Below are 24,338 nucleotides of genomic sequence, written 5' to 3' on the forward strand. Positions count from 1 at the left end.
TTATTTCTTGAGGTGGAGCACAAGATCCCGCGCCTGCGGCGGCGTGAAGGCGCGGGCCCCCGCCCCCGCGGCGACGGTTCCGGAGCCGGCGATCGTCCCCGTCGCGGGGTCGAACCACTCGTAGCGGTACGTACCGGAAGGCAGGGCGAGGGAGAACGCCGCGCCTGTGGCGGTGTAGACCACGTATTCCGCTCCCGGATCGGCCAGGACATAGATCCGATCGCCGGAGCGGACGAGCGCGTTGGCGGGCGTCATCGTCCAGTACGGAATGCCGCGCTCCGCCCAGAAGCGCACCAGATGGCCGATGTCGGTATACTCCGGCCGGTCCAGCCAGCGCGTGGTGAAGATGGGCGCCGTCCCGTCGCAGCCCTGCAGCCCGCAGTCGCCGGCGCTGCCGAAGCCGCCGGCCAGCGCGATGCCCCAGATCGCCCGTCGGTGCTGGTCGCGATCGTAGACGGCGACCCCGGCCTGCGGCCGCTCGCCGATGTAGCCGTACTCGTCGTTGACCACCGGCATCCCCCGGCCGCGGTTGAAGAGAATGCCGGCGTGGCCCCACTCGTCGCCGTGGATGTACCGGCGGTTGCGCAGGCCGTACTGGATCACGGCGTGCACCGGCCAGGACGACCCGAAGAATTGAAAGTCGATCCGGGTCCGCTGGTGGATGGACAGCGGCCGCAGGAATCCCCCGCGGCGCATCCACGGATCTTCGTTGCGCACGATGGCGCCGATTGCGTTCCAGTATTCCTGCGGCCGGTCGGTGTACTCCCACTCGTTGGTCAGGGTCCAGATGACGTGGTGAAAGGCACCGTAGCGGGCCAGGGCGTACCGCACGTACCGTTCGTCCTGGGCCGGCGTCCCAAAGGCGCCGGGCGCGTCGGTGAAGAGGATCACGTCGGCCACGAGCCCTGCGGCTTCGAGGTAGCGGATAACGGTATCGAAGGCGCGCCAGTAGGGCAGATCCAGGGTGTCGTGGTCGCCCCCGGCGAAGGGCGCGGCGCAGGGTACGCCGACGCGGCGACCGGCGCACCAGGTGGTCAGGAGGAGTCGAATCTTGTTCATGCCGTGGGCGGCCGTGGCATCGACCGCCGCACGCCACGGATCGCCGGCCAGCGCGGCCAGGACCATCTGGTAATAGGTCTGGCCCCACATGAAGTACCGTGTCCCGTCGTCCCAGACGAAACTGTGGGGGTGGGCCTCGTCACGGCGGAGAAAGCCGTGGTTCCCGGCCGGGGGTGGACCGACCTGCAGGATCCCTGTCGTTTCTAGCCCGGCATCCGGCGGCGAGGACGCCGTACTGTACCGCCACTCCCCCTCCGCGGTGGGCGTGAACCTGATTCGGTACGTCGCTCCGCCGTCCCAGAAGCCGCGTACGGTCATCCGCTCCCCGCTGGGCCCGGTGAAGGTTGCGGTGACCGTGACGTCGCGATAGGGATCGGCGACGGGACGGATCGCGGTGAGCGAGATCTCGTGCACCGTCCACTTCGGGACGGCCACCGGGGTCGCGGAAAAGAGATCAGTGGGTCGTGAGGCTTCGATCATGGCCCATCCGAGAAGGCCCAGGAGGATACCCGCCAGCAGGCCCGGGCGGTACAGCATCAGGAAGCCGCGGTGAGACTTTCGACTTTCTCCACGGCGAACTCTCCCCCTGGTCACCCTCTCCGTCCCCCTCATACAGGGACACTCGGGCGGCGCCCGGCAGGATGTCGACGCGCACCAGCCCGTCGATGCGCCCCGCCGGAAAGGGCTCGTCTTGGGTCCATCCGTAGACGAACCATACTCGAGGGTTCTCCCGAACATACTGTTCGAGCCGACGGATGTCCTCCTCCGTCATCTGCCGCCCCAGAAGCCACTCCGCCCTTCTCAGCTCACCTGGCCTCCCGGGAAAATCCGCGGGAATCCCACGGCGGATCACGTCGGGCCCACCGAATCTCACGTAGTAGTAGTCGAAGAGGATGACGCCCGAGGGCAGGTAGAAGACCACGACGTCTCCCCGCTTGGCACGTTGGGCTATGTGGCGCGCGATCGTCTCCTTCCTCGCCTTCGGATGACGGAAGTAGCTTGCGGCCCCGGCCAGATTCAGCGTCAGCAACCCGATCACGGCGGTAGTCGCCAGCTTCTTGGGGTACGCGACCACAGCGCGGGCAATGGCCACGGCCGCCGGGATGCTCGTCCAGATCACCGCCCTGGCCGCTCCATCCCACCGCAAGGCGCGGTGGAAGACGAAGGGACCGACAGCGAACAGGAGGAGCGGGGCCACCAACCACAGGACCGCCACGGCCACCCGCTCCCAGCGAGGATCCCGGATGGTCTGCCAGAGGACATGGCCCGCCAGCGCGGGCAGGATCAGTGCGACCAGCGGCGGCTCCCAGCGCGGCGGCAGGGGGAGCCCCTGCAGGGGAAAGTAGAGCCGTTCCAGCGCCGTGAGGGCATCGCCGACCGCCATGGTAGTGGTTCCACGATCGGTGAGAATCTGCTCTATCGCCGGAATCATCCACGGACTCCACAGGGCCAGCACGGCCAGCTGCGCCAGGGCGTACCGGAGGAGGAAACCGGCCCGCAGGGCCTGCCGGCCGAACCCGGCGCTGAGCAGCAGGACAGCGGCGACGGCCCAGAAGAGGACTGCCGCGTCATGACTCCACAGGGCGAGCGCCGTCCCGCCGACGTAGGCCAGCCATCCCCGGCGACGGAGACCGCCTCCGCTCGGCTGGCCTGCCGCCTGATCAATCGCCGCCGCGCCCCACATCGCGAGGAGACAGGCGAAGGCAAACAGCGCGTACATTCGCGCCTCCTGCCCGAAGTAGAGATGGAAGGGGGACGTGGCGATGAGTGCGGTGGCCAGGAGGGCCGCCGTGTCGCCCGCCAGCCGGCGCCCGAGCGCGTACACAAGCGGCAAGGCAGCGATACTGATGGCCGCCGACGGAAGACGGAGGATCGCCTCGTGGTCCCCGAACCATCCCGTCCAGAGGTGCAGGAGGCCGTAGTAGAGCGGGGGGTGGAAGTCGATGAGCCGGCTCAGACGCCAGATGTCGGCCGCCGTCCGGCCCGCCATCCACCAGCTGAAGGCCTCATCGTACCAGAGGGTCTTGCGGCCGATGGCCGATAGCCGCAGACAGGCGCCAGTAACGATGACCAGCGCGAGGAGAAGCTCGCGCCCGACGGCGACCCGTTTCCAACGGAAAGCGATCTTCTTGGCAAGATGGCCGGGTGGCCGGACAAGAATATCCACGGAGGACAAGGTCATACTAGTATGAGAGTTTGTTGTCCGTACATCTGTCTCCGGACGGATTATGGCGGGCACGCCGCTGGAGGTGTGACTCCTCCGCCGAAGTTCCACCCGGACCCTCGGGAAAAACAACAAGAGACGGTCGCGAACCGTCTCTTGTCATCAACGCAGTCGTGAACGCCTGCGTCGGGTCTACTTCTTCTTCTTCTTGGCCGCCTTCTTCTTGGCCATTGACCACCCTCCCTCTTGCGCCTCCGCGCGCGGATCTGGACGGCTGCGTGCCGTCACGCACAATAGTTCGCCACCACATATAGTTCTCCTCCTCCCTCCGGCCACTATTTTTGGTGGCGGAGTTGAGGCAACGGAGGATGGAGCGCGGGACGGCCGAAGGAAGGGGAAAGGTCGGACCATGCGGACGCTTGCCGTTCTGGTGCTCATCGCGGCCACCCTGCCGACGCGGACACCGCCGGCTTGGGCCCAGCCTCCGAATGACGTGGCGGGGCACTGGGCGGCGGAACGCATCGCCCTCCTGCTGCGACGCGGAATCGCACCCCCGGGAGCCGACCAGACCTTTCGTCCCGATGACCCGATCAGCCGGGCGGAGTTCCTGCGGTGGGTGATCGCCGCCGCGGGGCTGCCGGTGCGTCCCGGCGCCCTCACCTCCTTCGTAGACGTCCCACCCTATCATCCTGCGTCGCCCTTCGTGGAGGCGGCGGTGGCCCGGGGCATCATCCCGCGGACGCCGATGTTTCTCCCCGACGCCCCGGTGACGCGCCTGGAGGCCGCGATGATTGCCGTCCGCGCCATCGGCTACGCGGCGGAAGCTGCGGCGCTGGCTCTGCAGCCTCCGCCCTTTGAGGATGCGGCGACGCTGGCGGAGGCGGAGCGCGGCGCCGTCAACGCGGCGCTGCGCATGGACCCGCCGCTGCTGGCCGAACCGGCCGCCGCGACCTTCCGGCCCCAGGACCCGATGACGCGCGCCGAGGCGGCGTCGCTCGCGGCCGGCGTCCTGCTCGGCGTGGAGAACGGCGTGCGGCTGCGCGCAACGATCCCGGTCGCCCCGGGCCTGGAGTTGCTGGTGGAAAAGCGGGGTGTGCTGCGCGCTCCGGTCCTGTGGCGGGTACAGGTCGGCGCCTTCACCAGCGAGAGCAACGCCCGCCGTCTGGCCCTGCGCCTGCAGGAGCGCGGCCTGCCGGTGGACGTGGAGTTCCAGGACGGGTTCTACAAGGTCCGCGCGGGCAACTTCGCCAGCATCGTGGATGCCCAGGCCCTGAAGGAACGGCTGGGCCGCGAGGGATACGCCACCTGGGTGGTGCAGACGCTGCCGTCCTTCGAAGGACTGGCCGGTCCTTCGCGTGAAGCGGCCCTGTTCCTCGATCCCACCTCCGGGGCCCGGCTCGTCCCCGCGGTGGGCGACGGCGGCCGGATGCGCCGGCAGCGGGTGAGCGAGATCGCCAGACGCACCGGAGCGCTGGCCGCGGCCAACGGCGGCTACTTCTCCGCCGCCGGAGACCCCCTGGGCTGCCTGATGATCGACGGCGAGTGGGTGAGCGAACCCGACGTCCGGCGCTCCTGTGCCGGGATCACGGCGGAGGGGACGGTGCTCTTCGACCGGCTCCATGCGGAGTTCACGGCGCTGGCCGGGGAGGCCTCGGCCCGGATCGACGGGCTCAACCGCGAACGGCGTGCCGACGAGCTGATCCTGTACCGGCCGATCTACGATGCGAGCACGCGGACCAACGCCTTCGGCGCCGAGGCGGTGGTGAGCAACGGCGTCGTCGTCTCCGTCGCGGACCAGCGGGGAAACTCTCCGATCCCGCGGGACGGATTCGTGCTCTCCGGACACGGGCGGGCGCGGCAGTGGATCCTGCGCGCCCTGGCTCCGGGCCTGCCGGTCGTCGTGCAGACCGTGCTGGTTCCCCGCGGGGCGGATTCGCGCTGGCAGCAGATCGTCCACGCCGTCGGCGGCGGGCCGCGGCTGCTCAGCGGCGGCGAGTGGACACCGCCGGAGGATTTCCCCGCGGCGCTCACCGACCGTCGTCACCCGCGCACGGCGATCGGAGTGCTGGCCGACGGCCGCATCCTGCTCCTGGTCGTCGACGGCCGCCAGCCGACCCACAGCCTGGGCATGACGCTGCCGGAGCTGGCCATCGCCCTGCGGCGGCTGGGGGCGGTGGAGGCGATGAACCTGGACGGCGGCGGATCGTCGACCCTGGTCGTCGGCCACCGGGTCGTCAACCAACCCTCCGACGAAACCGGAGAACGGCCGGTGGCCGTGGCGCTGCTGGTCCTGGGCCCTCAGGCTCCCGCACCGGGCCCCTGAAGTCTCTCGAGGTCCGCCGGCAGATCGATGTCCAGGGCGGCCTCGGGCGGGATCTCGACGGTGGCCACCTCGCCCCGATGGGTCTCGATCACCTGGCGCGCCCCCTGGTCCCCCTCCAGCAAGAGCAGCTCGATGAACAGGCTGCGGTCGAACAGCGTCGGCGCGCCCAGCACGGCGCCGTAGCGGCAGGTCACGATCCGCTTGCCCGTGGCCCGGTAGGCGGCGATCAGGCGGCCCACGATGCCCGCGTCGATGCGCGGCTGGTCGGCAAGGAGGATCACCGCGGCCTCGGCGGAGGCCGGCAGCGCGCGGACGCCGGCGCGGATGGAACTGCCCATTCCCTCGCTGTGGTCGGGGTTCAGGACGGCGCGCGCCGGGACGCTCCCCAGCAGCGGCAGGTAGCGGTCGCGGTCGGCGCCCAGCACGACGAGGATGCTCGAGCACCCGGCACCCGCCGCCGCCTCCACGGCGCGGAGGAGCAGCGGTCGGCCCTCATAGGACAGGAGGAGTTTGGGCCGTCCCATCCGCCGGCTGCCGCCGGCGGCAAGGATGATGGCGGCAACATCTCGCGGCACAGTGGCATCGCGCCGCAGCCCGCTGTTGCCGGTCCCCGGTTCAGGAGGCCCCGGCCGCCCGCTGCGTTTCGTGGATAGGCCCTCGCCGCTCTCTCAGAAATCCGCCCCGCCGCCCCGCCTCCACCGCCTGGATCTCCGCCAGCAGCGCCAGGGCGATCGCCTCCGGACCCTCGCCCCCGATGTCGAGACCCACAGGACCGAACAGGCGCGCGCGGTCCTCCGCGGTGAGGATCACGCCCTGCCCACGGAGCTCCTCGAGGATCTTCTCCGTGCGCTGGCGCGGTCCCAGCATCCCGATGTAGCGCACCGGCGTGGCCAGGAACCCGCGCAGGAGATCCCGGTCGTGAAGGTAGTTGTGGGTCATCACGACGACGTAGGTCCGATCGTCGATCGCCACCCGTCCCGCAGCCTCCTCGGCCGAAGCCCGCACGAACTGCCGGGCCCCGGGAAACCGCTCCGGGGTGAGGAATCGTTCCCGCGGGTCCACGACGACGACCCGCCAGCCCATCGCCGAGGCGAACTGCACCACGGGGATCGCGTCGTGTCCCGCCCCGCAGACGATCAGGCGGATCGGCGGGCGGATCACCTCGACGAAGGCCCTTCGGTCTCCCCCGGCCGTCGGCAGGACCACCAGCCGGGAGGCGCCTTCGGCCAGCGCGGCCTGCGCGGCCCGGACGGCGCGGGTCTCCGCCTCCGGATCATCCAGTCTGCCTTCGCCCGCGCCGTCGGGACGGACGGCGATCCACCGCCCGGCCGGCGGCCCGTCCAGGAGTTTCACCAGGGCGATCGTCCGCTCCCCTTGCAGGGCGGCGCGGAGGAGGGGCCACTGCGCCGAGGCCGGATCCACCGGCTCGACGAAGAGCTCCACCGCGCCGTTGCAGCCCAGCCCCAACCCCCACACCGCGTCGTCGTCGGCGGTGAGGTCGTAGGTCACCAGCCGCGGGGTGCCGCTGGCCATCACCTCGTCGGCCACGACCATGAGGTCGCTCTCCAGACACCCGCCGCTGATGTTCCCCACCATCTCCTGGGAGGCGCTCATGAGCAGCCGCGCCCCCGCGCGCCGGTAGGTCGACCCGCGGACGCCCACGATCGTGGCCAGCGCCAGGCGCTCGCCGCGCCCGGCAAAGGTGTCGATGGCCGTGAGGATGTCCAGCAGCTCTCTCATTAGGCGCTACCTCCGCCGCGCCGCAAGGTGCTTCTCGAGCCGGCGCAGGCTCTCCAGGTTGTGCGCCGAGGCAAAGACATCGACATAGGGCAACGCCGCGCGCATCCCCTGGCAGATCGGCTCGTAGCCGGGGCTGCCGAGCAGCGGATTGAGCCAGATCACCCGCCCCGCCCGGCGGTGCAGCTCGGCCATGGCCTGTTCCAGGATCTCGATGTCGCCGGTGTCCCAGCCGTCGCTGATCACCAGCACCACCGTGTGGGGCGTCAGGAGCCGCGCACCGTAGCGGTCCAGGAACGTCCGCAGGCTGGCGCCGATCTTCGTCCCTCCGGACCAGTCCGGGACCTGCCTGGCCACCTCGTCCAGCGCGGTACGCAGGTCGTCCTCCGACATTGCATCGGTGATCCGGGTCAGCGACGTGCTGAACACCATCGTCTCGACCCGCCCCAGGGCGTGCTGCAAAGCGTAGATGAACTGGATCAGGAAGCGGCTGTACAGGTCCATGGAGCCGCTGACGTCGGCCAGCAGGACCACCTGCACGCGCTGAATTCTCCGCCGCCGGTAGGCGAGATCCACGATCTCGCCGCCGCGGCGCAGACTGTGGCGAATCGTGCGACGCAGATCCACCCGCGCGCTGTGTCGGGCGGCACGGGTGCGGCGGGACAGCCGCGTGGCCACCCGCCGGGCGATGGCCACGACCAGCCGGGTCACCTCGTGCAGCTCGTCGGCGGTGAAGGTGCTGAAGTCTTTCTGCACCAGGACCTCGACGGGACTGTAGGCCGGCAGCGGCTCGTCGCCCTCCGCCGGCGGCGCGTCGTCCAGCCACTCCGCCAGTGCCGGAGGCGGCTGCACGCCGTCGCCGGCGGCCTCGGCGTCCGGCGCGGACTGGGCACCGGAGGCGCCGTCGGGCGGTGGGGGATTCCAGTACTCTTCGAACACCTCGTCGAAGACGGCCAGGTCGTCACGTCGCGAGGTCAGCACGGTGCGCAGCGCGAGATAGCACTCCCGGCGGTCGCCCACGTCCACCGCACCGAGGGCGCGCAGGGCGTCGGCCGCCTCCCGCGGGCCGACCGGCACCCCGCGCGCGCGGAGGCGCCGGCAGAAGGCCACGACGTGGGCGGTGAGGTTGCCGAAGCGGCGCGGCGCGTTCATCGGCGGGGCAGCCCGACACCCTGGCCGGCTACCCGATCGATCATCTCCTGCGTCCACGGTCGCGGCTCCCGGTCCAGGGCGGCGACGCTGGCCAGCAGGTGGTCCAGCCACTGGGTGCGTACCCGCTCGGCGTCGTCGCGCTGTTTAAAGAGGACCCCCAGCGTCTCGGCCACCGCGGCCTCGTCCAGGTGGTCGTGGTGCAGCGCCATGAGGGCCAGACTCCAGTCCAGCGTCTCGGCGATCCCGGGCGTCTTCTCCAGCTTCGTCTTGCGCACAAACTGCATGAAGGCGGCGATCTGCTCCGCCAGGCGGTCGTTGATGGCCGGGACCTTGCGCCGGACGATGGCCAGTTCCTTGTCGAAGGCCGGGTAGTCGATCCAGAGGTACAGGCAGCGCCGTCGCAGCGCGTCGCCCAGCTCCCGGGTGCGGTTGCTGGTCAGCACCACGTAGGGGATGTGCTTCGCTCGGATCGTGCCGATCTCGGGGATCGTCACCTGCCAGTCGGAGAGCACCTCCAGGAGAAAGGCCTCCCACTCCTCATCGGCGCGATCGACCTCGTCGATGAGCAGGACCGGGGCCCGCTCATGGGTGATCGCGGCCAGCAGCGGCCGCTTCAGGAGGAAGGGTTCGCTGAAGATCTCCCGCTCGCGGATCTCGACGGGCAGATCGCTGTGCTCCTGCAGCCGGATGTGCAGCAGCTGGCGCTGGTAGTTCCATTCGTACAGCGAGGTGGTGGCGTCCAGGCCCTCGTAGCACTGGAGGCGGATGAGGTCCGTGTCCAGGGCCCGGGCCATGACCTTGGCCACTTCCGTCTTGCCAACGCCGGCGGCGCCTTCGATGAGCAGAGGTTTGCGCAGCTGGATGGCCAGGTAGACGGAGGTGGCCAGACTCTGGTCGGCCACATACCCCTGGTCCTCGAGCATGGACTGGATGCGGACGATCTCGGGGTGCATAATTTCATCATACGGGAACGCTGCAGCAGCGACCAGAGGGACCGACCGTGGCCGGGAGGCTCACGCCTCCAGCTGCGCCTTCACGCACTCGAACAGTTCCGCGGTCTTCCGTTCCACCGTACTGTCCAGCAGTCGGGCGCCCACGGTGGCCAGGGGACCGCTGACCACCACGTCCGCCGTCCAGCGGAGCTCCGTCACGCCGCCCTCGCCGTCGGCCAGATCCACGGTGCTCGTGACGTCGACCCCGCTACCCAAACCGCTCCCCCGGCCGGCGATCACGGCGTGCGCCGGTTCCTGGAGGTCCCGCATGGTGACCTCAAAGGTGAAGTTCCCCCGGATGAAGGCCACGCCGACGCGGACCACCGCCCGGAAGCGGCCCTCCCCCAGGACGTCCAGGCTCTGGACATCGGGCAGGCAGCGGCTGACCCTGTGGGGATCGACCAGGAACCCCCAGACCTGACGGCGCCCGGCGCGGATGGCCAGCATTCCCTCGTAGTGCAGCGGCATGCTAGGCGCCCGCGGCGGCGTAGGCCGCCGGGTCGCGCTCAAACGTCTGGCGGCAATGCGCGCTGCAGAAGTAGTAGCGCATCCCGGCGAACTCGACCGTGTGCTGCGCGGTCCCGGGGGTCACGGCCATCCCGCAGATGGGATCGATGGCCGCGGCCGGCGCGGGGGCGGGGGCGACCGGAAGGGTCCGGCCGCGCCGGATCTGCACGAGCTCGGCGAGAATGCTGAGGGCGATCTCTTCCGGGGTCACCGCCCCGATGTCCAATCCGGCCGGCACCTTGATCCGCCGGATCTGCGCCTCCGTCATCCCCCGGCCGCGCAGGTAGGCGGCTACCGCCTCGGCCCTCCGCCGGCTGGCCACCAGCGCCACGTAGCCGGCGGGCGAGCCCAGGACGCGCAGGAGGGCTTCCTCGTCGTAGGTGCCCATGGTGGCCACGACGACGGCGGTGTCCGGGGTGATCCGCTCGGCCAGTTCCTCCAGCGAGTGGGGCAGGCCGGCCATCCAGACGTCGAAGGCGAGCAGCCGGCCCATCTCGGCCAGCGCGGCCACCAGAGGGGCGTCGCCGATCAGGAGGAGCACGGGGCGGGGGAGCACCGGTTCGATATAGATCTCCAGGCTGCCGCCGCTGTGGCAGGTCATGACATGGTGGATCACCCCCGGCCGTTCGGCAGGCGGTGTCGGGCTGAGGCAGATCAGCCGCGGGATCCCCTCCCGCAGCGTCTGGAGCGCTTCGGTCAGCACCACCGGATGGGCGCAGCTGCCCCCGACCCATCCCTCCAGTGTGCCGTCCGGCAGGATCAGGGCCTTCATCCCCGCGCGGGCCGAAGACGGTCGCTCCGCCCGGACGACCGTGGCCACAGCGAAGGGCAGCCCCTTCGCCCGCAACGCCGCCGCCCGCTCGAGAAGGTCGCCCATCAGCGGGCCTATTCCGAAACCCCGTGCTCGCGGAGCGCCCGCCACACTTTCCAGGGGGTGATCGGGATGTCGATGTGGCGCACCCCTAGATGCCACAGCGCGTCGATGACTGCGTTGGCGATGGCCGCCGGCGCGCCGACCGTGGCCGACTCCCCGACGCCCTTGGCGCCGAGCGGATGGTGGGGCGAAGGCGTCACCGTCTTGGCCGTCTCCCAGCGCGGCGTCTCCACGGCCGTGGGGAGCAGGTAGTCCATGAAGCTCCCCCCGCGGATGTTGCCGTCCTCGTCGTAGGTGATCTCCTCGTACAGGGCCGGGGCCAGCCCCATAGTCAGCCCGCCGTGGATCTGCCCTTCGACGATCATCGGGTTGATGATGTTCCCGCAGTCGTCCACCGCCACGAACCGCCGGATCTTGACCTCCCCCGTGCCCCGATCGATATCCACGACGCAGATGTAACTGCCGAAGGGGAAGGTCATGTTCGGCGGATCGTAGTAGGCCACCGCCTCCAGGCCCGCCTCCAGGCCCGGGGGGTGGTTCGTGTAGGCGGCGAAGGCGATCTCCTGGATGGTCTTGGCCCGCTGCGGCGACCCCCGGACGAAGAACTTCCCCCGCTCCCACTCCAGGTCGGCCTCGCTGGCCTCCAGCAGGTGCGCGGCGATCTTCTTTGCTTTCTCCCGAATCTTGCGCGCGGCGACGGCCCCGGCGGCCGCGGCCACCGGCGTGCTCCGGCTGGCGTAGGTCCCCAGCCCGTAGGGGGCGGTATCGGTGTCGCCTTCCTCCACCACGATGTCGTCCTCGGGAATGCCCAGCTCGTGGGCGATGACCTGCGCGTAGGTCGTCTCGTGCCCCTGCCCCTGGGACTTGGTTCCAAAGCGCGCCACGGCCTTGCCCGTGGGATGGACGCGGATCTCGGCGCTGTCGAACATCTTCAGGCCCAGGATGTCGAAGGTGTGGGACGGACCCGCGCCGACGATCTCGGTGAAGCTGCTGATCCCGATACCCATCAGCTCGCCCGCGCGGCGCTTCGCCTGCTGCTCCCGGCGCAGGGCGGCGTAGTCCACGATCTCCATGGCCTTTTTCAACGCGGCGTGATAGTTCCCGCTGTCGTAGGTCCACCCCAGCGCGGATTTGTACGGAAAGGCTTCCGGCCGGATGAAGTTCTTCAGCCGGAACTCCGCGGGATCCATGCCCAGCTCGTGGGCCATGAGATCCACCATCCGCTCGATGGTGTAGGAGGCCTCGGTGACGCGGAAGGAGCAGCGGTAGGCGATCCCTCCCGGCGGCTTGTTGGTGTAGACGCCATCCACCTCGACGAAGGCCGACCGGAAGTCGTAGGAACCGGTGCAGATGGAGAACAGGCCGGCCGGGAACTTCGAGGGGTTGGCCGCGGCGTCAAAGGCGCCGTGGTCGGCGATAGTCTTGACGCGCAGGGCGGTGAGGGTGCCGTCGCGCGTCGCCGCGAGCTCCGCGGTGATGTGGTAGTCGCGGGCAAAGGAGTCGGCCTGGAGGTTCTCCATGCGGTCTTCGATCCACTTCACGGGCTTGCCCGTGAGCACGGAGGCGGCCACGGCGAGCACATAGCCCGGATAGACCGGGACCTTGCCGCCGAAGCCTCCGCCGATATCCGGGGAGATGACCCGGATCTTGTGCTCGGCCAGCCCCAGGTGTCCGGCCACCAGGGCCACCACCGTGCGGATGGCATGGGGGGCCTGGGTGGTCATCCACAGCGTGAGCTTCCCCTCCACGGCGTCCCACTGCGCCACGCACCCGCAGGTCTCAATCGACGAAACATGGATACGCGGGATGTAGAGGTCCTGGGCGACGGTGACGTCGGCCTGGGCGAAGGCCTGCGCCGTGGCCGCCCGGTCGCCCACCTCCCAGTGCCAGATGTGGTTGGTCTTCTGCTCGCGGTCCGCGCGCAGGATCGGGGCGTCGGGCCGGAGGGCCTTCCTGGGATCCACCACCACCGGCAGGGGCTCGTAGTCCACCTCGACGGCGGCGACGCCGTCCGCGGCCAGGTAGCGCTCCGTGGCCAGCACGGCCGCCACCTCCTGCGCTTGATACAGCACGGTGTCAATCGGCAGCACCATCTGCCGGTCGGACATCAGGGTCGGCATCCAGGCCAGCCCGTACTTGTCCAGATCCCTGCCGGTGATCACGGCCAGGACGCCGGGGATGGCCAGCGCCTTTTCCGGGCGAATGGCGGTGATCCGGGCATGGGCGTAGGGACTGCGCACGATGTCCAGGTACAGCATGCCCGGGAGTTTAAGGTCGTCGATGTAGGTCCCCTTGCCGCGGATGAAGCGGGCGTCTTCCTTGCGCCTGACGGCGTGCCCCATGCCGTGGGCCTCGGCCATGTCTTCAGCTCCTTCCCCCGACCGCAGCCGGGCCGGTGCGAAGTTTCTCCGCCGCGTCCTTGATCGCGGCGACGATGTTGACGTAGCCGGTGCACCGGCAGAGGTTGCCGGCGATGCCCCAGCGGATCTGCTCCTCGGTCGGGTCGGGGAGGCGCTGCAGGAGGGCGTAGGCGGCCATCATCATCCCCGGCGTGCAGAAGCCGCACTGCAGGCCGTGCTGCCGGTGGAACGCCTCCTGAATGGGGTGGAGCTGGCCGTCCCGGGCCAGCCCCTCCACCGTCATCACCGCCCGGCCGTCCGCCTGGACGGCGAAGATGGTGCACGACTTCACGGCGCGGCCATCGAGCAGGACCGTGCAGGCGCCGCAGTTCGTGGTGTCGCAGCCGATGTGCGTGCCGGTCAGGCCCAGCACCTCCCGGAGGAAGTGGACCAGCAGCAACCGCGGTTCGACCTCCGCTTCCCGGACGGTCCCGTTCACCGTGACGGCGATGCGATGTCCCATCAGGCACCTCCTCTGGCGCGCTGCACGGCCAGCCGCAGCGCCCGCAGGGTGAGGACCCGCACCATGTCGCGCTTGTAATCGGCCGGACCGCGCAGGTCGTCGGCGGGATCGCACTCTGCGGCGGCCGCTTCGGCCGCCCTGGCCAGCACCGATTCCTCGGGTTTCCGACCGCTCAGCAGTCGGGAGGCCTGCGCCGCCCGGAGGCTGATCGGCCCCACGTTGCACAGGCCGATGCCGACCTGCTGGCAGGTCCCGCCGCCGTCGAGCAGGAGCCCGACACCGACTGCGGCGATGGCGAAATCCCCGACCTTGCGCTCGAGCTTGAGGTAGGCGCCGCCCGCGTCCTTCGCCGCCCGCGGGAGGCGGATCTCGGTCAGGACCTCGTCCGGCCGGAGGGCGGTGACGAACGTCCCTTCGAAGAACCCGTCGATGGGGATGGTGCGCGTCCCCCCCGGACCGACGGCGACGACCTCGGCCCCGGCGGCCAGCATGGCCGCGCCCCAGTCTCCCGCCGGGTCGGCGTGCGCCAGCGAGCCGCCGATGGTGCCCATGTTGCGGACGAGGGGATCGGAGATGACCCGGGCCGCGTCGGCGAGCAGGGGGTAGCGGGCGCGGATGAGCTCCGAGTGCTCGATCTCGGCGTGGCGGGTCAGGGCGCCGAGGCGGAGGACGCCGTCCTCCTCCCGGATGTAGCTGAGTCCGTCGATGCGGTTGAGGTCGATGATGTACCGGGGGGCGGCCAGGCGGAGCTTCATCAGCGGCACGAGGCTGTGCCCTCCGGCCAGGAGCTTCGCCTCGGGGCCGTAGCGGGCCAGGAGGTGCACGGCTTCGGGAACGGTCCGGGGCGAGAAGTACTCGAACGAGGCCGGGATCATCACCCAACACCCCCTCGTGCCGTCGAGCTATGGACCCCTGTCCAGGCAAGCGACGGGAAATTCGGAGGTTGATTCTCCGGAATCTCCGGATTCCCTTCTAGCGGGGAAGTTCCCTCTCCACGGCCTTGAAGAACTCGCCGGCGATCTGCCGGGCCACGCCGCCGATCAGGCGGTGGCCGACGCTGGCGATGAGGCCGGTGATCTGCGCCTCGCCGGTGTAGTGCACGACGGTCCGGCCGTCCTGTTCCACCAGGCGGAGCTCCCCGGTGGCCCGGATCGTCCCGGGCCGCCCGCCCCCTTCTACCCGCAGGGTCATCCGCTCCGGCGGAGCCTTCTCGGTGATGCTGACCGTCCCGTCGTACACGCCCCTGACCGGTCCCACCGCCAACTCGATCCGTGCCGCGTAATGGTCGGGGCCCTGGGGGGTGAGCGTCTTCACGCCAGGGGTGGCGCGGGCCAGGACGGCCGGGTCGTTGAGCAGCGCCCAGATGCGCTCGCGGGGAGCAGGGAAGGTATAGGTGCCTTCGACTTTCATCGCTTCTCCTCAATCTGGCCGGCCAGGTCGTCGCGGATACCGACGAAAAAGTCCAGCGCCTGGGGATTGATCAGCGCATCGCGGTTGACCACGGGCCGGCCGTTGATGATGTTCGTCACCGCGCTCTCCACCTTCTTCATGTTCAGCGTATAGGGGATGTCCGGCGCCTCCAGAATCACCGCCGGGACGTGCCGCGGGGAAGCCCGCCTCCGCAGGTCGTCGCGGATGCGCTCCCGGAGGTCATCGGTCAGCGCCCGGCCCGGTGCGAGCTTGACGAAGAGGATGATACGCTGGTCCCCCCGCCACTCCTGTCCGACGGCGAGACTGTCCAGGATGCCCGGAATGCGCTCCACGACGTTGTAGATCTCGGCCGTGCCGATGCGTACGCCGGAGGGTTTGAGCACGGTATCCGACCGGCCGTGGAAGGTGATCCCTCCCGTATCGCTGTGGATGGTGATGTAGTCCCCGTGGCGCCAGACACGGGGACGGTCATAGTAGGCGAAGTACGCCTCGAAGTACTTCCGCCCATCGGGATCGTTCCAGAAATACAGCGGCATCGAGGGCGCGGGCGCCTCGCAGACCAGTTCGCCCGGTCGATCGCGAACCGGCCGCCCTTCTTCATCGTAGGCGTTCACCTTCATGCCGAGCGCCGGTCCCTGCAGCTCTCCCGCATAGACCGGACTGATGGGATTGCCGGCCGCGAAGCACCCGTTGATGTCGGTGCCGCCCGAGATGGAGTTGAAGTGGAGGTCGGACTTGATCTCGCGGTAGACGTACTCGAATCCTTCGGCCGACAGCGGGGATCCCGTCTGCGAGATCTCCTTGAGCGAGGAGAGATCGTACTCTCGACCGGGATGAGCGCCCTGCGTTCGCAGCGCGTGGAGATAGCTGGCGCTGCAGCCGAAGACGGTGATCCGTTCGTCCTGGACCATCCGCCACATCGCCCCGGCGTCGGGGTAGGTCGGGCTGCCGTCGTAGAGCACGACCGTCGCCCCCACGGCCAGCGCGCTCACCAGCCAGTTCCACATCATCCAGGAACACGTCGTGAGATAGGTGATCCGATCCTCGGGGGTCAGGTCCGTGTGTAGCAGCAGCTCCTTCAGGTGGTTGATGAGCACCCCGCCCGCGCTCTGGACCAGGCACTTGGGCTTGCCGGTGGTCCCGGAAGAGAACATGATGTACACCGGGTGGCCGAAAGGCAACGGCTCAAACTTCAGTCCCGGCGCCGGACCTCCGCCGAGTAGCTCGGGGTACGGGATCGCCCCGGGAATGGCGCTCAGATCCGGCCGCTCCTCCAGGAACGGCACCACCACCACCCGCCGCAGGCCCGGGATGCCCCGCGCCACCTCGGCGGCTTTCTCCCGTGTGTCATAGCGCGTCCCTTTGTACCGGTAGCCGTCGGCCGTGAAGAGCACGGCGGGTTCCACCTGTCCCAGACGGTCCAGCGCCGCGGCCGGACCGATGTCGGTGGCGCACGACGCCCACAGTGCGCCCAGGCTGGTCGCGGCCAGCATCGCCACCACGGTCTCCATGAGGTTGGGCATGTAGGCGGCCACGCGATCCCCCGGCCCGACCCCCCACCCGCGCAGGGCGGCGGCTACCCGGGCCACCGCGTCGTAGAGCTGGGCGTGGGTAAGCGCCGCCCGCTGCGCCGTCTCTCCCCGGAAGATGAGCGCGGGGCGGTCGTCGCGCCAGCGCAGCAGGTGTTCGGCGAAGTTCAGCCGGGCGCCGGGGAACCAGGAGGCGCCGGGGAAGCGCGTCAGGTCGTCGACGACCGCGGTGTAGGGGGCGGTCGAGCGGAGGCCGGCGAAGGTCCAGACCTGGGCCCAGAACTCCGGGAGATGCTCCACGGACCACGCCCACAGTTCGGGATAGGTCCGCACGCCCGGACGATGGGTGGCATTGACCTGCGCCATGAAGGCGGTGATATTGGCTTGGTGCCGGCGCCGCTCGTCCGGCTCCCACAGAGGCTGCTTCATCGCTGTCCCTCCTTCCACTATAGCGTTCCACCCTGACCGAAGGCGTCCCCGGCGCCTTGCCGAAGAGACAGGGTAGAGGCGCCGGAGCTCCGGCAGCCGTTCCCTGCGGGAGTGTGATCTGGTATGGCTGTGCAACAGGTCGATCGGAAGCTGTATATCGGAGGACGGTGGACGGGCGGGGGCGAGGTGATCCCCGTCCGCAACAAGTACAGCGGCGAGATCATCGGCACGATCCCGTCCGCGACACGCGATGATGTGGATGCCGCCGTCGCCGCCGCGCTCCGGGCGGCCCCCCTCATGGCGGAGATGCCCGCCCACCGCCGGGCGGCGATCCTCCAGGCCGCGGCGGCGGGGATCCGGGCCCGACGCGAGGAGTTCGCCCGCACCATTGCCGCCGAAGCCGGCAAGGCGCTCAAGTACGCCCGCATCGAGGTGGACCGGGGCATCAGCACCTTCACCTTCGCCGCGGAAGAGGCCAAACGACTGCACGGCGAGACGGTGCCCCTGGATGCCGCGGCCGCCGGAGAGGGCTACTTCGGCTTCTTCGTCCGCCGACCGGTCGGGGTGGTGGCGGCGATCACCCCCTTCAACTTCCCGCTCAACCTGGTGGCGCACAAAGTGGCGCCCGCGCTGGCGGCGGGGAACAGCGTCGTGCTGAAACCGGCCTCCTGGACGCCGCTCACCGCCGTCCTCCTGGTCGAGACCCTCATCGAGGCCGGGTTGCCCCCGGGGGCGATCAACCTTGTCGCCGGGCCGGGGGGCACCGTGGGCGAGTGGCTGGTCACCGATCCCCGCGTGGCCAAGGTGACCTTTACGGGCAGCGCGGACGTCGGCCGGCAGATCGTCTCCCGCGCCGGGATCAAGAAGATCACCCTTGAACTGGGCAACACCTCGCCGGTGATCGTCGCCCCCGATGCCGACCTGGAGTTCGTGGCCCGGCGCTGCGCCGTCGGCGCCTACTACAACTCCGGGCAGGTCTGCCTCTCCGTGCAGCGCATCCTGAGCGACCGGACCGTCTACGATCCGTTCCTGGACCGGTTCACCCGGGCCGCGGAGGCGATGGTGGTCGGCGACCCCCTGGATGAACGGGTGGACGTCGGTCCGATGATCGACGAGGGCGAGGCGGTGCGCATCGAAGGCTGGGTCGCCGAGGCGGTGAACGGCGGCGCCCGGGTGGCCACCGGCGGACGGCGGGAAGGACCCGTCTACTGGCCCACGGTCCTCACGGATGTCCGGCCTGAGATGACGGTCGTGGCCCGGGAAGCCTTTGCGCCCGTCGCCTCCGTGATGCCCTACGACGACTTCGAGGAGGCGCTGCATCTGGCCGACGCCACGGAATACGGGCTGCAGGCCGCCGTCTTCACGCGCAGCCTCGACCGCCTCTTTCAGGCCATGCGCCGGCTCAACTTCGGCGGCATCATCGTCAACGACGCCCCCACTTTCCGTGTGGACCACATGCCCTACGGCGGCAACCGGCAGAGCGGGATCGGCCGCGAGGGGGTGCGCTACGCGATGGAGGAGATGACCAACATCCAGATCATCGCCATCCGCCAGGGGTAGCGGCCGTCCGGAGCCAGACCGGGCTTTAGACGGTTTCCGCCGCACCAACCGCATCGTCTCTTCCGGGGGCTGGAACCGCCGGGCAGCAGGCGACACGCCGGTCTCCGTATAATATGAACCCCTGTTTCCCATGGGGACGCGCTACTTCGGCGAACGCGTCAAACGCAGCGAAGACCCGCGGTTGCTGACCGGCCGCGGGCTCTACGTCGACGACATCCGACCGCCCGGCGTGGTTCACGCCGCCTTCCTCCGCAGCCCTCACGCCCACGCCCGTATCCTCCGCATCGATGTGTCCCGGGCGCGGGCCGCGCCCGGGGTGGCGGCGGTTTACACCCGGGCCGATCTGCCCCCGGCCCTGGCCGCGCCGCTGCCGAAACTCATCCCCCACCCGGCGCTGCTTCACCACAAGACGCAGTACGCCCTGGCTCCCGAGAAGGTCCGTTACGCCGGCGAGCCGGTCGCGCTGGTCATCGCCGAGAATCGCTATGTGGCGGAAGATGCCGTGGAACTCATCGAGGTGGAATACGATCCGCTGCCCGCCGTGGTGGATCTGGAGCAGGCGGCGCGACCGAACGCGCCGCTGGTCCATGAGGACATCGGCACCAACGTGTGCGCGCACTATACCCAGCGCGTGGGCAACGTAGAGGAGGCCTTCGCCCGCGCCGCCCACGTCTTCCGGGAGCGGTTCGTCTTCGACCGCGGGGCCTCGGCGCCCCTGGAGTGCCGCGGGATCGTGGCGCAGTGGGAGGCGAAGCTGCGCCAGCTGACGGTGTGGGACAGCACCCAGGCGCCGATCCGCATTCGCAACTACCTCAGCCAGCTCCTGGGGCTGCCCCAGCAGGACGTCCGCGTCATCGCCCCCGACATCGGCGGCGGCTTCGGCCCCAAGATCATGATGTGCTATCCCGAAGAGGTCCTCATCCCCTGGGCGGCGATGCAGTTGAACCGGCCGGTGAAGTGGATCGAGGACCGACGCGAGCACTTCGTCGCCACCAACCAGGAGCGGCTGCAGATCCACGACGCGGCCATCGCCGTCGACGCCGACGGCCGCATCCTGGGGGTGCGGACGGAGTTCCTCTATGATTCGGGAGCGTACATCCCCTATGGGATCATCGTCCCCATCGTGGCCAGCACCACCCTGCCCGGCCCCTACAAGATCCCCAACTACCACTGCGAGTTCAAAGCCGTCTTTACCAACAAGACCATCGTCAGCCCCTACCGCGGCGCGGGCCGCCCCCACGGTGTCTTCGTCATGGAGCGCCTGCTGGACCGCGTGGCGAGGGAACTCGGGCTGGACCGCGCCATCGTGCGGGAGCGCAACTTCATCCAGCCCGACGAGTTCCCCTACGAGGTCGGACTGATCTACCAGGACAACGCACCGGTGGTCTACGACAGCGGGGACTACCCGGCGACACTGCGCAAGGCCATGGAGATGATCGACTACGCCGGGTGGCCCGAGCGGCGGAAGCAGTTCCGTCGCGAGGGCAGGTATGTCGGGCTGGGTATCGCCTGCTACGTCGAGGGCTCCGGGATTGGGCCGTACGAGGGATGCCGCGTCACCGTGGAGCCGTCGGGCAAGGTCTTCGCTGCCACCAGCGTCGGCACCCAGGGACAGGGCCACTACACCTCGTTCGCGCAGATCGTGGCCGACGCGCTCACCGTGCCGGTGGAGGACGTCACGGTGGTGACCGGCGACAGCGGGGCGTTTTCCTGGGGCACGGGCACCTTCGCCAGCCGCGCCGCGGTGGTCGCGGGCAACGCCGTCTACCTGGCGGCCCAGGCCGTTCGCGAGAAGGCCCTCCAGGTGGCCGCGACGAGGCTGGAGGCCCGGGTCGAGGACCTGGAGATGGCCGACGGCAAAGTCTTCGTCCGCGGCACCCCCGGCCGGGCGATGACGCTGGCGGAGATCGCTGTGGCCGCCAACCCGCTGCGGGGCACCATCCCCAGGGAGTGGGATCAGCCCGGCCTGGAGGCCAGCCGCTACTTCGCCCCCTCCGGCGGGACGTGGCCCAACGGCGCTCACGCCTGCCTGGTGGAGGTCGATCCGCAGACCGGAATGCTCTCGGTCCTGAAGTACGTCGTGGTGCACGACTGCGGGCGGGTGATCAATCCCCTCATCCTGGAGGGGCAGATCCGGGGCGGCGTGGCGCAGGGGCTGGGCGGCGCCTTCTACGAACGGCTCGTCTACGACGAGAGCGGACAGCTTCTGACGCAGACCTTCATGGACTACCTGCTGCCGACCGCCGCCGAAGTCCCCGTCGTGGAGATCGGCCATCTGGAGACGCCGTCTCCGCGCAACCCCCTGGGGGTCAAAGGGGCCGGCGAGGCCGGCGTGATCCCGGTCGGCGCCCTCATCGCGCAGGCGGTGGAGGACGCGCTCCAGGAGTTCGGGGTGCGCATCACCGAGATGCCCCTCTCCCCGAGCCGGCTCCTCGAGATCATCACGGCGGCGTTGGCGGTGGGCGCGCGATGAAGCCCGCGCCGTTCCTCTACGCCGCTCCGGAGACGCTCGACGACGCCGTGGCGCTGGTCCACCGCTACGGAGCCGAGGGCAAGGTCCTGGCCGGCGGACAGAGCCTGGTCCCGTTGCTCAACATGCGCCTGGCCCGCCCGCGCGTCCTGGTGGACCTGAACCGGGTCCGGGAGCTGGACTACATCAAGGACGGAAAGGAGATCCGCATCGGGGCGATGACGCGGCAGCGGACCGCCGAAACCTCCCCCGTCGTCCGGCAGAAGCTTCCCCTGCTGGCCGAGGCGGTGCGCTGCATCGGTCATCCTCAGATCCGCAACCGGGGAACGATCGGAGGCAGCATCGCCCACGCCGATCCCGCTGCAGAGCTGCCGGCGGTGCTGGCCGCCCTGGACGGTACGGTGGTCCTGCAGAGCCGTCGGGGGAAGCGGACCCTGCGGGCGGAGGCGTTCTTCTTGAGCTACCTCACCACGGCCGCGCTGCCCGACGAACTCCTGGTGGAGGTGCGGCTGCCCGCCCACCAGCACCTGGGCACCGCCTTCCTGGAGGTGGCGAGGCGCCACGGCGACTTCGCGCTGGCCGGCGTGGCTGTGGCGCTGGAACGAGACGGCGACGCCGTCCGCCGGGTGCGGATGGCCTTCACCGGCGTGGGGGCGACACCGACGCGCGTGGAGGAGGCGGAGGAAGCGGTCCTGAAAGGCGGCCTCAACGATCGCGCCTTCGCCGAGGCCGCGCGTATCGTCACCGCGCGGTTGACCCCCGACAACGACATTCACGCCAGCGCGGAGTATCGCCGGCACGTCGCCGGCGTCCTCACCGAGCGGGCGCTGCGTCTGGCCGCCCGGCGGGTGGAGGGACAGACCTCGGGAGGCAGGGGATGAACCGACCCCCCGGCGGCCCGCGCGGCAGACGCGGCTCCAGGTCATCGTCGGCCACCCTGCGCCCGCGGCGGCCCGGCAGGACGGCGCCCCGGCGGTCTGGGCAACCCGTGGACCGGCGCACCATCACCGTCACCGTCAACGGTGCGATCCACACACGGGAGGTGGAGGTGCGCAGGACCCTGGCGGACTTCCTCCGCGAGGACCTCGGCCTGACCGGGACCCACCTGGGGTGCGAGCACGGGGTCTGCGGGGCGTGCACGGTCCTGCTGGACGGCCGGGCGGTGCGCAGTTGCCTGCTCTTTGCGGTGCAGGCCGACGGGGCGGAGGTCGCCACGGTGGAGTCGCTGGGGACACCGGAGCATCTCCACCCTCTGCAGGAAGCGTTCCGCGACCACCACGGCCTGCAGTGCGGCTTCTGCACGCCCGGCATCCTGATGAGCATGGTGGCCTTCCTCCGCGAGACGCCGGCGCCCGGCGACGCTGAGATCCGCGAGGTCCTCGCCGGCAACCTCTGCCGCTGCACGGGATACCAGGGCATCGTCGACGCCGTCCGGGACGCCGCCGCGCGCCTGCGCAGCGGGGCGTGAGCGCGTCGATTTCGGCCCGCTGGATCGGCTCGACGATCGCCGACTTGCTGGAGCGCCCTTCTTCGGGAACCACGGTGGCGGTCTTCTCCCGCAGCTGCTACCTCGAGCTGCGGGGCCGCATCGTCGCCCTGGTTTCCCCCGCCCTCGGCCGCGGGCCGCTGAACATCGTGGCCGAGCCCCGGGCCGGATTTTCCTTCGGCGCTTTTGCCGTCGGGGCCGCCGTGCGCCTTGCGCCGCCGGCGCTGACGGTCGATCCCGACATCCGGATCGACCTCTCCGACGCCGCGGTGTGGAACGCCGGGCTGGCCGCGCTCAGCGCAGGAGATCGTGCCCGGGCGTCGCGGTGGCGGTGGGCCGCAGGCCACATCGCGGAGGTGCTGGCGGAGGCCCCGGCGGCGAGTCTCGCCCATCCCGCCTCACGATCCGCCCGCGCCGCCCGGGGTATGGACGCCCTCTTCGCCGGCCTGCGGACCGGAGACCGGACGGCGGCGGCGACCGGCACCGCGCTGCTGGCGGGGCTGGGAGCGGGTCTCACCCCGTCGGGCGACGACGTGCTCCTCGGCGTCCTGGTGGCCGCCGCCCTGGCCGACCGCGCTCGCGCCTCCGCGATCGGGGCGGAGGTGCTGAAGGCGGCGCGCGGCCGCACGACGCGAATCAGCCTGGCCTACCTGGAAGCGGCCTCCCGGGGTGAGGTGGGCGAGGCCTGGCACCTCCTGGCCCGCGCCCTGGAGGGGGACTCCGACGACGCCGTCCAGGAGGCGACCCGCCGGGTGCTGGCGACGGGCGAGACCTCCGGAGCGGACATGCTGGCGGGATTCCTCCTGGGCCTCCGGGCGTGGGCTCCGGCGGGCCCTCGCCGATGACGCGGACGGCGCCTGCTTCCGGGAACCTGCGGGGATACCTGGCCGTGCTCGGGGCGGCGACCCTGTGGGGAATTTCCGGCGTCGTGGCAAAGACGCTCTTCAACCGGCGGATCGAGCCGTGGACGGTCGTCGAGATCCGCCTGACGGGGGCGTTCCTCGTCCTGCTCCTGGTGCTGTGGCTGCGCCGCCATCCCCTGCGGGTGGCCCGCGAACACCTCGTCCCGCTCGGGGTGCTGGGTGTGGTGATGCTCTCCACCCAGTTCCTGTACTACTTCACCATCAGCGTCACCGACGTCTCCACCGCCATCTTCCTGCAGTACACCGCCCCGGCGTTCGTCGCCCTCTACGGCCGTCTGGCCGAGCGCGAGGCGCTGTCCGGTCTGAAGAGCGGCGCCATCGCCGTCGCTGTGGCGGGGAGCTACCTGCTGGTCACCGGCGGAGGAGGCATGCGAGTTCGTCCCCTGGGGCTGGCCACGGGCTTCGCGTCCGCGGTGATGTTCGGCGTCTATGCCGTGCTGGGCCGGAGCCGCGTGCACCGGGTGGGGTCGGTGACCGCCCTGCTGTATGCGCTGGGGGCCGCCTCCCTCGTCTGGAGCGTCATCGTTCCGCCGTGGAAGGCGTTCGCCGGGCACGCCCCACAGGAGTGGGCGCTGTTCGGCTACATCGTCGTCTTTGCCACGATCATGCCCTTCTGGCTGTTCCTGACGGGCCTGCGCACCATCACCTCGAGCATGGCCAGCCTTACGGCGACCTTTGAACCGGTGGTGGCGAGCGCCGCCGCCTTCGCCATCCTGGGCGAACGGCTGTCCCCGCTTCAGGCGCTCGGAGGCGCGGCCATCGCCGCTGCCGTCGTGTTGATCCAGGTGGCGGACATCCGCACGGAGGCGCGGGGCATCCTGCCTCCGGCGCCGGATTGAG

The 24,338-nt window shown here is 70.2% G+C and carries 20 protein-coding genes; 7 read left to right on the top strand and 13 right to left on the bottom strand.

Features of this window, described 5'->3' with window-relative positions; translation table 11 throughout:
* Both QN141_12165 and QN141_12170 read right to left on the bottom strand, forming a co-directional pair.
* Positions 1–1,539, bottom strand: a complete 1,539-nt coding sequence (locus QN141_12165; GenBank protein ID MDR7559230.1) for a DUF5060 domain-containing protein — start codon at positions 1,537–1,539, stop codon at positions 1–3.
* Entirely contained in the window at positions 1,514–3,226 is a 1,713-nt protein-coding gene (locus QN141_12170; GenBank protein ID MDR7559231.1) for a glycosyltransferase family 39 protein, read from the bottom strand. The genes QN141_12165 and QN141_12170 overlap by 26 nt, the downstream gene beginning before the upstream one ends.
* Positions 3,227–3,632: 406 nt before the next feature.
* On the opposite strand from QN141_12170, the gene QN141_12175 reads away from it, so the two are divergent.
* Entirely contained in the window at positions 3,633–5,546 is a 1,914-nt protein-coding gene (locus QN141_12175; protein ID MDR7559232.1) for a phosphodiester glycosidase family protein, read from the top strand.
* On the opposite strand, the gene QN141_12180 is transcribed toward QN141_12175, so the two are convergent.
* The 11 genes from QN141_12180 to QN141_12230 all read right to left on the bottom strand — a co-directional run bounded on the left by QN141_12180 (position 5,522) and on the right by QN141_12230 (position 17,059).
* Positions 5,522–6,121 carry a nucleotidyltransferase family protein gene (locus tag QN141_12180; GenBank protein ID MDR7559233.1) on the bottom strand — a complete coding sequence of 200 codons (600 nt, stop codon included), beginning with the start codon at positions 6,119–6,121 and terminating at the stop codon, positions 5,522–5,524. The two genes, QN141_12175 and QN141_12180, sit on opposite strands and share 25 nt — an antisense overlap.
* A 40-nt stretch (positions 6,122–6,161) precedes the next feature.
* Complete coding sequence (locus QN141_12185; protein MDR7559234.1) at positions 6,162–7,286, bottom strand: XdhC family protein; 1,125 nt, start codon at positions 7,284–7,286, stop codon at positions 6,162–6,164.
* Positions 7,287–7,292: 6 nt separating this feature from the next.
* Entirely contained in the window at positions 7,293–8,435 is a 1,143-nt protein-coding gene (locus QN141_12190) for a VWA domain-containing protein (protein MDR7559235.1), read from the bottom strand.
* The gene (locus QN141_12195; protein MDR7559236.1) at positions 8,432–9,388 is read right to left on the bottom strand and encodes a MoxR family ATPase; all 957 of its coding nucleotides are present in this window, start codon (positions 9,386–9,388) and stop codon (positions 8,432–8,434) included. Before QN141_12195 ends, QN141_12190 begins: the two co-directional genes overlap by 4 nt.
* Positions 9,389–9,448: 60 nt before the next feature.
* Complete coding sequence (locus QN141_12200; protein ID MDR7559237.1) at positions 9,449–9,895, bottom strand: carbon monoxide dehydrogenase subunit G; 447 nt, start codon at positions 9,893–9,895, stop codon at positions 9,449–9,451.
* 1 nt (position 9,896) lies between these two features.
* On the bottom strand, positions 9,897–10,811 hold the full coding sequence (locus QN141_12205; GenBank protein ID MDR7559238.1) for an XdhC family protein: 915 nt from the start codon (positions 10,809–10,811) through the stop codon (positions 9,897–9,899).
* 8 nt (positions 10,812–10,819) lie between these two features.
* Positions 10,820–13,168 (bottom strand): aerobic carbon-monoxide dehydrogenase large subunit, encoded by a 2,349-nt coding sequence (locus QN141_12210; GenBank protein ID MDR7559239.1) that lies wholly within the window; start codon positions 13,166–13,168, stop codon positions 10,820–10,822.
* Between the two features lie 4 nt (positions 13,169–13,172).
* Positions 13,173–13,670 carry a (2Fe-2S)-binding protein gene (locus tag QN141_12215; protein ID MDR7559240.1) on the bottom strand — a complete coding sequence of 166 codons (498 nt, stop codon included), beginning with the start codon at positions 13,668–13,670 and terminating at the stop codon, positions 13,173–13,175.
* Complete coding sequence (locus QN141_12220) at positions 13,670–14,545, bottom strand: xanthine dehydrogenase family protein subunit M (GenBank protein ID MDR7559241.1); 876 nt, start codon at positions 14,543–14,545, stop codon at positions 13,670–13,672. Before QN141_12220 ends, QN141_12215 begins: the two co-directional genes overlap by 1 nt.
* A 97-nt stretch (positions 14,546–14,642) precedes the next feature.
* A complete protein-coding gene (locus QN141_12225; GenBank protein MDR7559242.1) occupies positions 14,643–15,080 on the bottom strand; it encodes a carbon monoxide dehydrogenase subunit G in 438 nt (145 codons plus the stop codon).
* Complete coding sequence (locus QN141_12230) at positions 15,077–17,059, bottom strand: acetoacetate--CoA ligase (protein ID MDR7559243.1); 1,983 nt, start codon at positions 17,057–17,059, stop codon at positions 15,077–15,079. Before QN141_12230 ends, QN141_12225 begins: the two co-directional genes overlap by 4 nt.
* Positions 17,060–17,182: 123 nt before the next feature.
* Here QN141_12230 and QN141_12235 point away from each other — a divergent pair, with 123 nt between their 5' ends.
* From QN141_12235 to QN141_12260, 6 genes are all read left to right on the top strand, one after another.
* Positions 17,183–18,619: an aldehyde dehydrogenase family protein gene (locus QN141_12235; GenBank protein ID MDR7559244.1), complete on the top strand. Its 1,437-nt coding sequence runs from the start codon at positions 17,183–17,185 to the stop codon at positions 18,617–18,619.
* A 130-nt stretch (positions 18,620–18,749) separates the two neighbouring features.
* Entirely contained in the window at positions 18,750–21,092 is a 2,343-nt protein-coding gene (locus QN141_12240; GenBank protein ID MDR7559245.1) for a xanthine dehydrogenase family protein molybdopterin-binding subunit, read from the top strand.
* Positions 21,089–21,970: a xanthine dehydrogenase family protein subunit M gene (locus tag QN141_12245; protein MDR7559246.1), complete on the top strand. Its 882-nt coding sequence runs from the start codon at positions 21,089–21,091 to the stop codon at positions 21,968–21,970. Before QN141_12240 ends, QN141_12245 begins: the two co-directional genes overlap by 4 nt.
* 107 nt (positions 21,971–22,077) lie before the next feature.
* A complete protein-coding gene (locus QN141_12250) occupies positions 22,078–22,557 on the top strand; it encodes a (2Fe-2S)-binding protein (GenBank protein MDR7559247.1) in 480 nt (159 codons plus the stop codon).
* Positions 22,554–23,420 (top strand): DUF2877 domain-containing protein, encoded by an 867-nt coding sequence (locus tag QN141_12255; GenBank protein ID MDR7559248.1) that lies wholly within the window; start codon positions 22,554–22,556, stop codon positions 23,418–23,420. Before QN141_12250 ends, QN141_12255 begins: the two co-directional genes overlap by 4 nt.
* Positions 23,417–24,337, top strand: a complete 921-nt coding sequence (locus tag QN141_12260; protein MDR7559249.1) for a DMT family transporter — start codon at positions 23,417–23,419, stop codon at positions 24,335–24,337. The genes QN141_12255 and QN141_12260 overlap by 4 nt, the downstream gene beginning before the upstream one ends.
* The last annotated feature ends 1 nt before the right edge of the window (position 24,338 follow it).

The sequence above is a fragment of the Armatimonadota bacterium genome (assembly GCA_031459765.1).
Lineage (GTDB): Bacteria > Sysuimicrobiota > Sysuimicrobiia > Sysuimicrobiales > Kaftiobacteriaceae > Kaftiobacterium > Kaftiobacterium secundum.

Excerpts from the sequence above, each read along its gene's own strand:
- QN141_12165 (MDR7559230.1), bottom strand. The coding sequence starts at position 1,539 with ATGATCGAAGCCTCACGACCCACTGATCTCTTTTCCGCGACCCCGGTG.
- QN141_12175 (MDR7559232.1), top strand. The coding sequence starts at position 3,633 with ATGCGGACGCTTGCCGTTCTGGTGCTCATCGCGGCCACCCTGCCGACG.
- QN141_12185 (MDR7559234.1), bottom strand. The coding sequence starts at position 7,286 with ATGAGAGAGCTGCTGGACATCCTCACGGCCATCGACACCTTTGCCGGG.
- QN141_12190 (MDR7559235.1), bottom strand. The coding sequence starts at position 8,435 with ATGAACGCGCCGCGCCGCTTCGGCAACCTCACCGCCCACGTCGTGGCC.
- QN141_12195 (MDR7559236.1), bottom strand. The coding sequence starts at position 9,388 with ATGCACCCCGAGATCGTCCGCATCCAGTCCATGCTCGAGGACCAGGGG.
- QN141_12200 (MDR7559237.1), bottom strand. The coding sequence starts at position 9,895 with ATGCCGCTGCACTACGAGGGAATGCTGGCCATCCGCGCCGGGCGCCGT.
- QN141_12205 (MDR7559238.1), bottom strand. The coding sequence starts at position 10,811 with ATGGGCGACCTTCTCGAGCGGGCGGCGGCGTTGCGGGCGAAGGGGCTG.
- QN141_12210 (MDR7559239.1), bottom strand. The coding sequence starts at position 13,168 with ATGGCCGAGGCCCACGGCATGGGGCACGCCGTCAGGCGCAAGGAAGAC.
- QN141_12215 (MDR7559240.1), bottom strand. The coding sequence starts at position 13,670 with ATGGGACATCGCATCGCCGTCACGGTGAACGGGACCGTCCGGGAAGCG.
- QN141_12220 (MDR7559241.1), bottom strand. The coding sequence starts at position 14,545 with ATGATCCCGGCCTCGTTCGAGTACTTCTCGCCCCGGACCGTTCCCGAA.
- QN141_12225 (MDR7559242.1), bottom strand. The coding sequence starts at position 15,080 with ATGAAAGTCGAAGGCACCTATACCTTCCCTGCTCCCCGCGAGCGCATC.
- QN141_12230 (MDR7559243.1), bottom strand. The coding sequence starts at position 17,059 with ATGAAGCAGCCTCTGTGGGAGCCGGACGAGCGGCGCCGGCACCAAGCC.
- QN141_12235 (MDR7559244.1), top strand. The coding sequence starts at position 17,183 with ATGGCTGTGCAACAGGTCGATCGGAAGCTGTATATCGGAGGACGGTGG.
- QN141_12240 (MDR7559245.1), top strand. The coding sequence starts at position 18,750 with ATGGGGACGCGCTACTTCGGCGAACGCGTCAAACGCAGCGAAGACCCG.
- QN141_12245 (MDR7559246.1), top strand. The coding sequence starts at position 21,089 with ATGAAGCCCGCGCCGTTCCTCTACGCCGCTCCGGAGACGCTCGACGAC.
- QN141_12260 (MDR7559249.1), top strand. The coding sequence starts at position 23,417 with ATGACGCGGACGGCGCCTGCTTCCGGGAACCTGCGGGGATACCTGGCC.